We start from the raw sequence: 9,126 nt of genomic DNA, 5'->3' as shown, positions 1-9,126 counted from the left end.
GACTGACCGCGACGTTCCCCGTTCTCCCGATCCGTCCGCGCCCGGCACGCCGCCGCGCCGCCCGTGGCTGCGCCGCGCCGCGGGCCTCGCGTTGCTGGCCGCACTGCCCGCCGTGATCGTCTGGGCCAAGTGGCCGAGCGCGAAATCCGGACAGCCCGCGCCCGGTGTGCCGGTGGACGCCGGCTATCCGGTGTTCGCCGATTTCCCGATGCAGGTGCCGGCGGTGGGCACGGTGCTGGCGCGCAACGCCGTCGACGTGAAGGTGCGCGTGGACGGCCAACTGGCCCGCATCGCGTTCCGCGAAGGCCAGGACGTCAAGGCCGGACAGGTGCTCGCCCAGCTCGATCAGGGCCCGCTCGCCGCGCAGTTGCGGCAGGCGCAGGCCACCCGCGACAAGGATGCGGCCAGCCTCGCGAACGCCGAGCGCGATCTCGAACGCTACACGCAACTGGTGGGCATCGGCGCGGCCACGGCGCAGAGCGTCGATACGGCGCGCGCGCAGGTTCGCACGCTGAAGGCCACGGTGGCCGCCGACGCGGCGGCGGTGGACAGCGCCCGCCTGCAGTTCGGCTTCACCACGCTGGCGGCGCCGTTCGCGGGCCGGGTCGGCGCGCGCGAGGCCGATCTCGGCGCGATCGTGCATCCGGCCGACGCCACCGGCATCGTCGTGCTGACGCAGATGGAGCCGATCGACGTGCAGTTCTCGATTCCTCAGGATGCCTTGCCGTCGGTGCTGGCCGAGCAGGCCAAGGCGCCGCTCGCGGTGACGGTATCGGTGCGCGGCGGTGGCCCGCAACTGGCCGAAGGCACGCTGTCGTTCGTCGACAGCCAGGTGGACAGCGGCACCGGCCTGATCCGCATGAAGGCCGCGTTCGCCAATCGCGACCGGCGGCTGTGGCCGGGCGAGCTGCTCGGCGTGGCGCTGCGCGTGCGCACCGATACGCATCGCGTGGCGGTGCCGTCGCGCGCGATCGTCAACACCCAGGCCGGCACGCAGGTGTTCGTGATCGACCGCACCGGCGCGGCGCGGCTGCGCCCGGTCAAGACCGGCCTCGCGGCCGGCGGCCTGACCGAGATCCGCTCGGGCGTGGCGGCCGGCGACCTGGTGGTGTTCGACGGCCAGAGCCGCCTGAACCCCGGCGCGCAAGCCGCGGTGAAGCTGCTCGACGCGCATGCGGCCGCCGCATCGGCCGCGGCCGCACCGACCCTGGATGCCCCCGCATGAGCGTGCTCGACAGCCTGATCCGTCGCCGCGTCGCGACCTCGTTCGCGGCGCTCGCCGTCCTGCTGGCCGGCCTCGTCGCGTACCGTCTGCTGCCGGTCGCGCCGCTGCCGCAGGTCGATTTCCCCACCATCCAGGTGATCGCCAAGTTGCCCGGCGCGAGCGCCGACACGATGGCCACCTCGGTGGCCACGCCGCTCGAACGGCAACTCTCGAACATCTCGGGCATCACGCAGATGACGTCCTCGAGTTCACTCGGCACCACCTCGATCTCGCTGCAGTTCGATCTGAGCCGCGACATCAATTCCGCCGCGCAGGACGTGCAGACGGCCATCAACGCCGCCGGCGGCACGCTGCCCAAGAACCTGCCGAACCCGCCCACCTATCAGAAGACCAACCCGGCCGACTTCACGCTGCTGACGGTGGCGCTGACCTCGCCGTCGCTGACGCTGACCCAGCTCGACACCTACGCCGAGGATTTCCTCGCGCAGCGCATCTCGCAGATGCCGGGCGTGGGCCTCGTGGATTTTCACGGCCAGCAGCGCCCGGCGGTGCGGATTCGCGTCGATCCCGACAAGCTCGCCGCGCGCGGGCTGACGCTGGAGGACGTGCGCTCGATCGTCGGCGTGCAGACGGTCAACGAGCCGAAGGGCAGCCTGAACGGCCCGGATCGCTCGGTGGTGTTCAACGCCACCGACCAGATCACCTCGGCCGCCGCCTATCGCGAGCTGGTGGTGGCGTACAAGAACGGCGCGCCGGTGCGCGTCGGCGATCTCGGCACCGTGGTGGCCGCCGCCGAGGACACCACGCAGGCCGCGTGGCTCGGGCGCGAGCGCGCGATCACGCTCGACATCCACAAGCAGCCCGGCTTCAACGTGGTGTCGACGATCCGCAACATCGAGGCCAGCCTGCCGGCGATGGAGGCCGCGCTGCCGGCCGCCGCGCACGTGCGCGTGGTGGGCGACCGCACGCAGACCATCGACGCCTCGGTGCGCGACGTGCAGTTCACGCTGATCCTGACCGTCGCGCTGGTGGTGATGGTGATCTTCTCGTTCCTGCGCAACGTGTGGGCCACGGTGATCCCGAGCCTGACGATTCCGCTCTCGCTGGTGGCCACGTTCGGCGTGATGTACGTGCTCGGCTACAGCCTCGACAACCTCTCGCTGATGGGGCTGACGATCGCGGTGGGCTTCGTGGTGGACGACGCGATCGTGGTGATCGAGAACGTCATGCGCCATATCGAGGCGGGCGTGCCGAAGCTGCGCGCGGCGTGGCTCGGCGCGCACGAGGTGCGCTTCACGATCGTCTCGATGACGGTGTCGCTGATCGCGGTGTTCATCCCGATCCTGATGATGGGCGGCATCGTGGGGCGGTTGTTCCGCGAGTTCGCGGTGACGGTCAGCGTGGCGATCGTGATGTCGGCCGTCGTCTCGCTGACGCTCACGCCGATGCTGTGCGGCTGGGTGATCGCCGAGCGCAAGCGCGACGCGGCGCGGCAAGGCCGCCTGCAGCGCCTCGGCCACCGGCTCGAACGGGTGCTCGAACGCGGCTTCGTGGCGATGGAGCGCCACTACGAGCGCGCGCTCGACTGGTCGCTCGGGCATCGGCGCACCATGCTGGCGGTGTCGGTGGCGATGGTCGCGCTGACCGGCGCGCTGTTCGTCAAGATTCCGAAGGGATTTTTCCCGCTCGCCGATTCGGGGCTGATCATCGGGCTGGCGCAGGCCTCGCCCGACATCTCGCCGCGCGCGATGGCGCTGAAGATGCAGGCGCTGGGCCGGATCGTCGAGGCCGATCCGGCGGTGGACAACGTCTATTACTGGATCGGCCCGAACCCCACCGTCAGCCAGGGCCACATGATGATCAACCTGAAGCCGTTCGGGCAGCGCAGCGCGAGCGCCGACACGGTGCTGAGCCGGCTCAGGCCGCTCACCGACCGCGTGACCGGCATCCGCCTGTCGATGCAGGTGCGCCAGGACATCCAGGTGGGCGGGCGGATCAGCGCCGCGCAATATCAGTACACGCTGCAGGACGCCGACCCGGCCGAGCTGTCGCATTGGGCCGGCGTGCTGACCAAGCGCTTCGCGGCGCTGCCGCAACTGGCCGACGTGTCGTCGGACCTGCAGGCCTCGGCCACCAGCACCACGCTCGACATCGACCGCGACACCGCCTCGCGCTTCGGCATCACGGCGCAGGCGATCGACGACACGCTGTACGACGCGTTCGGCCAGCGGCAGATCGCGACGCTGTTCACGTCGCTGAATCAGTACCACGTGATCGAGGAGGTCGATCCGTCGTTCCAGGCGCCGACCGACGCGCTCGCGCACCTGTACGTGCGCTCGCCGCTGACGCAAGCGCTGGTGCCGCTGTCGATGCTGGCGACCTTGAAGCAGGGCGTGTCGCCGATCTCGGTCAATCACCAGGGGCTGTTCCCGGCCGTGACGATCTCGTTCAATCTCGCGCCGGGGCAGTCGCTCGGCAGCGCGGTGGCCGCGATCCGCGCCGACGAGGCGAAGGCCGGCAAGCCCGACACGCTGACCGGCACGTTCCAGGGCACGGCGCAGGCGTTCCAGGCCTCGCTCGCGAGCGAGCCGTACCTGATCCTCGCCGCGCTGGTGGCCGTGTACCTCGTGCTCGGCATGCTCTACGAGAACCCGATCCATCCGTTGACGATCATCTCGACGCTGCCGTCGGCCGGCGTGGGCGCGCTGCTCGCGCTGATGCTGTGCGGCCAGGATCTGTCGATCATGGGCATGATCGGCATCATCCTGCTGATCGGCATCGTCAAGAAGAACGCGATCATGATGATCGACTTCGCCGTGGCCGCCGAGCGCGAGCAGCACCTGCCGCCGGTGGCGGCGATCCGCCAGGCCTGCGTGCTGCGCTTCCGGCCGATCATGATGACCACGCTGGCCGCGCTGTTCGGCGCGCTGCCGCTGGCGATCGGGCACGGCGCGGGCGCGGAGCTGCGCGTGCCGCTCGGCATCTCGATCATCGGCGGCCTGCTGTTCTCGCAGGTGCTGACGCTGCTGACCACGCCCGTCATCTACCTGGCGTTCGACCGTTACGCGCGGCGTTTCGAACGCGACGCGCGCGACGATGCCGACACCGACGCCAACGCGAGCGCACCGGTATGACCGCCGCATGACGCCGGCCGTGCAAGACACTATTGCGCGAAATTCTCCGTTATCGCGCCGACGGTTAAGCATCCGTTAAGGCCCGCCCCCGCATGCTGGTCGCCGACCGGAGCGGGGCGCGCGCGCCACGCCGTGCGCGCGATGCGCGACGCCCCGCCCGGATTTCAATACACGGCGCGCGCTGCGCGCCGGGCCGTTTACGGGGAATTGCCGGATGTCGAATGTGTCTCTCAAACCGGCGCGCCGCGCTGCATTGACGCTGGTGGGCGGACGCCATGCCGCGCTCGCTCGCGATGCCGATATGGATGCGCCGGCTGATCGCGCGCCTGCCGTGCCCGATGCGGCGCTGCCGCCGGGCTGGTTCGAGGAATCGGTCGGGTACGTGGGCGAGTGCGCTGCCGCGCAACCGTTGCCGAACCCCACGCGGAGCCGCTGAACCATGGCGACGACTCTCGACGCATCGCGCGACGGCGCGAGCGAACCGTACCGCCCGCTCGGGCTGGCCGAGCTGCTGCGCGCGGCCGGGCAGGGGCTCGATCTCGCGCCGCTCGGCGCGGAACTGGTTCGCTATCTCGAACACCGCGACGAGCCCGATGCGCTGCTCGAACTCGCGCTCGTGCTCGAACTGAAGTACCAGCCCGAGGCGGCCGCGCAGGTGCAGCAACTGGCGCTCGCGCAGCGCCGCCACTACGTGCTGCCGCGCGCCGCGTCGCCCGGCGCGCCGCGCCTCCTGGTGCTGAAGGCGCCCGGCGATCTGATCGCCAACACGCCGTTCGAATGCCTGATCGAGCGGGCCGATCTGCATGTCGAGGTGCTGTATGTGGACGACGCGCTGCCGTTGCCCGACACGCTGCCGCCGCACGACGTGCTGATGGTGGCGGCCTGCGCGTCGGACGCCAACACGCCGCGCCTCGCGCGCATGGCGACGCTGGCCGCGCGCAGCCCGCGCCCGCTGATCAACGCGCCGCAGCGCATCGGGTCGACCGCGCGCGAGGCGGCGTTCGCGCTGCTCGGCGATCAGCCCGGCATCCGCATGGCCGAGACGGTGCGCGTGTCGCGCGAGCAACTGGCCGACGCCGCGCGCGATGCGTCGCCGGTGGCGGGCCTGCACGCGGCCTATCCGCTGATCGTGCGGCCGGTGGGCTCGCACGCGGGGCGCGGGCTGGTGCGCATCGACGCGCCGGGCGATTTCGCGGCGTATCTGCAGGCGATGGAAGGCGACGCGTTCTACGTCGCGCCGTTCGTCGATTACCGCAGCGGCGACGGCCTCTACCGCAAGTACCGGATCGTGATGTGCGACGGCGTGCCGTTGGTGTGCCACATGGGGATCTCGTCGCACTGGATCGTTCATTACCCGTACGCGGAAATGGGCGGCGACGCCGTGCGGCGCGGCGAGGAGGCGCACTGCTTCGCCAGCTTCGACGCCGATTTCGCGGTGCGCCACCGCGAGGCGTTCGCGCGCATCGCGGCGCGCACCGGCCTCGATTACGTGGGCCTCGATTGCGCCGAGACGCGCGACGGCGCGCTGCTGATCTTCGAGACGGCCACCGCGATGGTGGTGCACGACATCGACGATCCCGCGCTGTATCCGTACAAGCTGCCGCAGATGCAGCGCGTGTTCGACGCGTTCCTCGGCATGGTCGCCCGCCGTGCGGCGCAGGCCGACGCCGCCCGTTCGACCGACGTTCCCGACTCTTCGGATTCCCGCGCATGACGAACCCCAACGCCCTCAATTTCTCCGGCGGCCCCGGCGCGCTGCCCGAGACGGTGCTGGCCCAGACGCGCGACGCGATCGTTGCGCTGCCCGACACCGGCCTGTCGATCCTCGGCACCAGCCATCGCTCCGAATGGTTTCGCGCGCTGCTGCTGGAGGCCGAACGCAACCTGCGCGAGCTGCTGGGCCTGTCCGACGACTACGCCGTGACGTTCCAGCAGGGCGGCAGCAGCCTGCAGTTCGCGATGATCCCGATGAACTTCGCGACGCCCGACCATGCGCCGCCCGAGTACGTGGTGTCCGGCTACTGGAGCCGCCGCGCCGCGCGCGACGCCGCCAGCGTCGGCCCGGCCGAGGTGGTGTGGGACGGCGAGCCGCGCGGCTTCGTCGATCTGCCCGACCTGCGCGCGCTCGCGCCCGATCCGCGCGCGGCCTATCTGCACTATGTGTCGAACGAAACCGTGGAAGGCCTGCAGTTCGACGCGCTCGATACCGAGCTGGCGGTGCCGGTGATCGCCGACATGTCGTCGGATTTCCTGTCCGCGCCGCTGCGCACGGATCGCTACGCGATGCTCTACGCGCATGCGCAGAAGAACCTCGGCCCGTCGGGCGTGACGGTGGCGATCGTGCATCGCTCGCTGCTGGCGCGCGTGCCGGCCGGGTTGCCCGCGATGCTCGACCACCGCATCCACGTGGCGCACGGCTCGAACTACAACACGCCGCCGGTGTTCGCGATCTATGTGCTGACGCTGGTGTCGCGCTGGCTGCGCGACGAGGTGGGCGGGCTGGCGGCGATGGGCGAGATCAACGCGCGCAAGTCGGCGCGGCTGTTCGAGACGTTCGACGCGCTCGGCGACGCCGTCTCGCTGCACGCCGCGCCGCGCTGGCGCTCGCGCATGAACGTGGCGTTCACGTTCAAGGACGCCTGGATGGACGAGGCGTTCGTGGATTACGCGCGGCGCTACGGCATCGTCGGGCTGGACGGGCACCGCTCGATCGGCGGGCTGCGCGCGTCGCTCTACAACGCGGTGACGGAAGAGGCGGTGGAGACCTTGTGCGAGGCGCTGCTGACGTTCGGGCGCACGCGGCTGTGAGCGGGGCGGCGGCGTAGCGGGCGCTGCGGCCTCGGAACGGGGTGGGGCCAAAGCAGCGCAATGGGCGTTGCAGCGTCGCGGCGGGGCGCGATCGAATCGAAGCGGGTGCGGCGGCATCGGCCACCGTGCGGGCGCGGCACGCCGGCCTGTGCGAGGGCGGGCGGACGTGGCAACATGAGCGCGCATCGCGATCGTCGCGATGACACGACAGAGCCTGGTCCCGCGATGCGGCAGCCGGGCCGTTCCACCGTTCGACGCCACCTCATCCGCATGACATCGCAACCCGCTTACACGATCCGGCTGGCCGACGGCCAGCACGATGCCGCGCGCGCCTGGCTCGCGCAACACCTGATCCAGTACAACGACCTGCAATCGGGCCAGCCCGACAACACCGCGCTCGACCTGATCGTGACCGATCCCGCCACCGGCGCGGTGCTCGGCGGCCTGACGGGTCGCACCTCGCTCGGCGTGCTGTTCATCGACATGTTCTATCTGTCCGAGCCGCTGCGCCGCAGCGGCCTCGGCAGCGAACTGCTGCGGCAGGCGCAGGACGAGGCGCGCCGGCGCGGCTGCGAGCACGCGGTGCTCTACACGATCTCGTTCCAGGCGCCGCGCTTCTACGAGAAGCACGGCTTCACCGTGTTCGGCGAGATCCCGTGCCAGCCGGCCGGCGTGTCGCGCTACTTCATGCGCAAGGCGCTGCGCGACGCCGCCTGAGCGTGCCGCTTACTGGCCGTCGCCGATCAGCCCGGTGCGTTCCTGCGCGCCCCAATGGCGGTTGCCGCGCAGGAAGTGGAGCCAGCCGAGCGCCGCGCCCGCGTGGCGCAGCACCTGGAAGCTGAACGGTTCGAACACCGAAGCGACGAACGCGATCGCCAGGCTCGACTGCTCACGGTAGCCCGTCCAGCGCCGGTACAGGTGGATCGACCACAGATGGAACGCGAAATCGATCGCGATCTTCGCGGCGATCACGCCCGAGATCGACAGCGCCGTGTGCAAGCGGCCCTGGCAGAGAAACACCAGCAGCAGCGCGATCGCGGTCAGGCCGTAGATCGGCTGCAGCGTGTCGAGCGCCTTGACCGGCAGCATCAGCAGGCCGAGCTGGCCGTAGCGGCGGTTGCCCGTCATGTCGCGGTTCCAGTACTGCGTCTGCAGGAAGCCCGCGAACCAGCGGCGGCGCTGGCGCAGGAACGCGCGCAGCGTGCCGGGCGCATCGGTGCGCGCATGGGCGTCGCCGATCACGCGCACGCGCCAGGTTTCGCCCTGTTCGACGGCGTAGCGGCGCAGCCGGTGGATCAGTTCGTAATCCTCCACGAGGCATTCGCCGTCGAAGCCGCCCACCTTCAGCAGCGCGTCGCGGCGGAAGCAGGCGAACGCGCCCGAGATCAGCAGCAGGCTGTCGGCGCGCATCCACGCGAAGCGCGACATGAAATTGCGGATGTACTCGTAGGTCTGGAACCACTGGAAGAAGCGGCCCGACAGGTCGCGCGCGCAGATCGGCGTGAGGATGCCGGTGGCGGCCACCAGCTCCGGCTCGGCCGCGAACGCGCGGCGCATCGCGGCGCAGGCGTCGGGCGCGAGCCGCGTGTCGGCGTCCACCGTCAGCACCGCGTCGGTCGAGACGTGCAGCAGCGCGGCGTTCAGCGCGGCGGCCTTGCCACCGTGCGGCACGCGCAGCCAGCGCAGGTTCGGGTACCGCGTGCTCGGCGCGCTCAGTTCGCCGTCGGGCGCCTGCACGAGGCCGTATTGCCGCGTCAGCACGGCGATCGTGTCGTCGGTCGAGCCATCGTCGGCGAACACGATCTGATGCAGCGGCTCGGTCTGGCCGAACAGGCCGTCGAGCGTGACCTTGATGACGCGAGACGCGTTGTAGGCGGCCACCGCCACGCCGAGCGTCGGCCGCGGCGGGCCGGGCGCGAGCTGCGCCGGCGCATGCACGCGCGCGAGCCGGCCGACAAG

Annotated in this window: 7 protein-coding genes; 6 read left to right on the top strand and 1 reads right to left on the bottom strand. The window is 70.8% G+C overall.

The annotated features are described in order from the left end of the window. The 6 genes from G3N92_RS26870 to G3N92_RS26845 all read left to right on the top strand — a co-directional run. Positions 1–1,225 (top strand): efflux RND transporter periplasmic adaptor subunit (locus tag G3N92_RS26870; RefSeq protein WP_206130624.1); only part of this gene is annotated, 1,225 nt, incomplete at its 5' end. Then, positions 1,222–4,359, top strand: a complete 3,138-nt coding sequence (locus G3N92_RS26865) for an efflux RND transporter permease subunit (protein ID WP_206130623.1) — start codon at positions 1,222–1,224, stop codon at positions 4,357–4,359. The genes G3N92_RS26870 and G3N92_RS26865, both read left to right, overlap by 4 nt. A gap of 223 nt (positions 4,360–4,582) precedes the next feature. After that, positions 4,583–4,795 carry a hypothetical protein gene (locus G3N92_RS26860; RefSeq protein ID WP_206130622.1) on the top strand — a complete coding sequence of 71 codons (213 nt, stop codon included), beginning with the start codon at positions 4,583–4,585 and terminating at the stop codon, positions 4,793–4,795. A 3-nt stretch (positions 4,796–4,798) separates the two neighbouring features. Then, positions 4,799–6,073, top strand: coding sequence for a RimK family alpha-L-glutamate ligase (locus tag G3N92_RS26855; RefSeq protein WP_206130621.1), 1,275 nt, complete (start codon positions 4,799–4,801; stop codon positions 6,071–6,073). Next, entirely contained in the window at positions 6,070–7,167 is a 1,098-nt protein-coding gene (serC, locus tag G3N92_RS26850) for a 3-phosphoserine/phosphohydroxythreonine transaminase (protein WP_206130620.1), read from the top strand. Before G3N92_RS26855 ends, serC begins: the two co-directional genes overlap by 4 nt. Positions 7,168–7,437: 270 nt before the next feature. Continuing rightward, the gene (locus tag G3N92_RS26845; protein ID WP_206130619.1) at positions 7,438–7,884 is read left to right on the top strand and encodes a GNAT family N-acetyltransferase; all 447 of its coding nucleotides are present in this window, start codon (positions 7,438–7,440) and stop codon (positions 7,882–7,884) included. A 9-nt stretch (positions 7,885–7,893) separates the two neighbouring features. Here the strand turns inward: G3N92_RS26845 and G3N92_RS26840 are convergent. Then, positions 7,894–9,126 (bottom strand): glycosyltransferase family 2 protein (locus tag G3N92_RS26840; RefSeq protein WP_206130618.1); only part of this gene is annotated, 1,233 nt, incomplete at its 5' end.

This window comes from Burkholderia sp. Ac-20379, from assembly GCF_017104645.1.
Classification (GTDB): Bacteria; Pseudomonadota; Gammaproteobacteria; order Burkholderiales; family Burkholderiaceae; genus Burkholderia.
Note: the sequence above shows the minus strand (reverse complement) of the source record. Positions and strands in the feature narration are given on the sequence as shown.

Bases quoted from the DNA above. Each gene is read 5' to 3' on its own strand.
- G3N92_RS26855 (WP_206130621.1), top strand. From the start codon at position 4,799: ATGGCGACGACTCTCGACGCATCGCGCGACGGCGCGAGCGAACCGTAC.
- G3N92_RS26845 (WP_206130619.1), top strand. From the start codon at position 7,438: ATGACATCGCAACCCGCTTACACGATCCGGCTGGCCGACGGCCAGCAC.
- G3N92_RS26865 (WP_206130623.1), top strand. From the start codon at position 1,222: ATGAGCGTGCTCGACAGCCTGATCCGTCGCCGCGTCGCGACCTCGTTC.
- serC (WP_206130620.1), top strand. From the start codon at position 6,070: ATGACGAACCCCAACGCCCTCAATTTCTCCGGCGGCCCCGGCGCGCTG.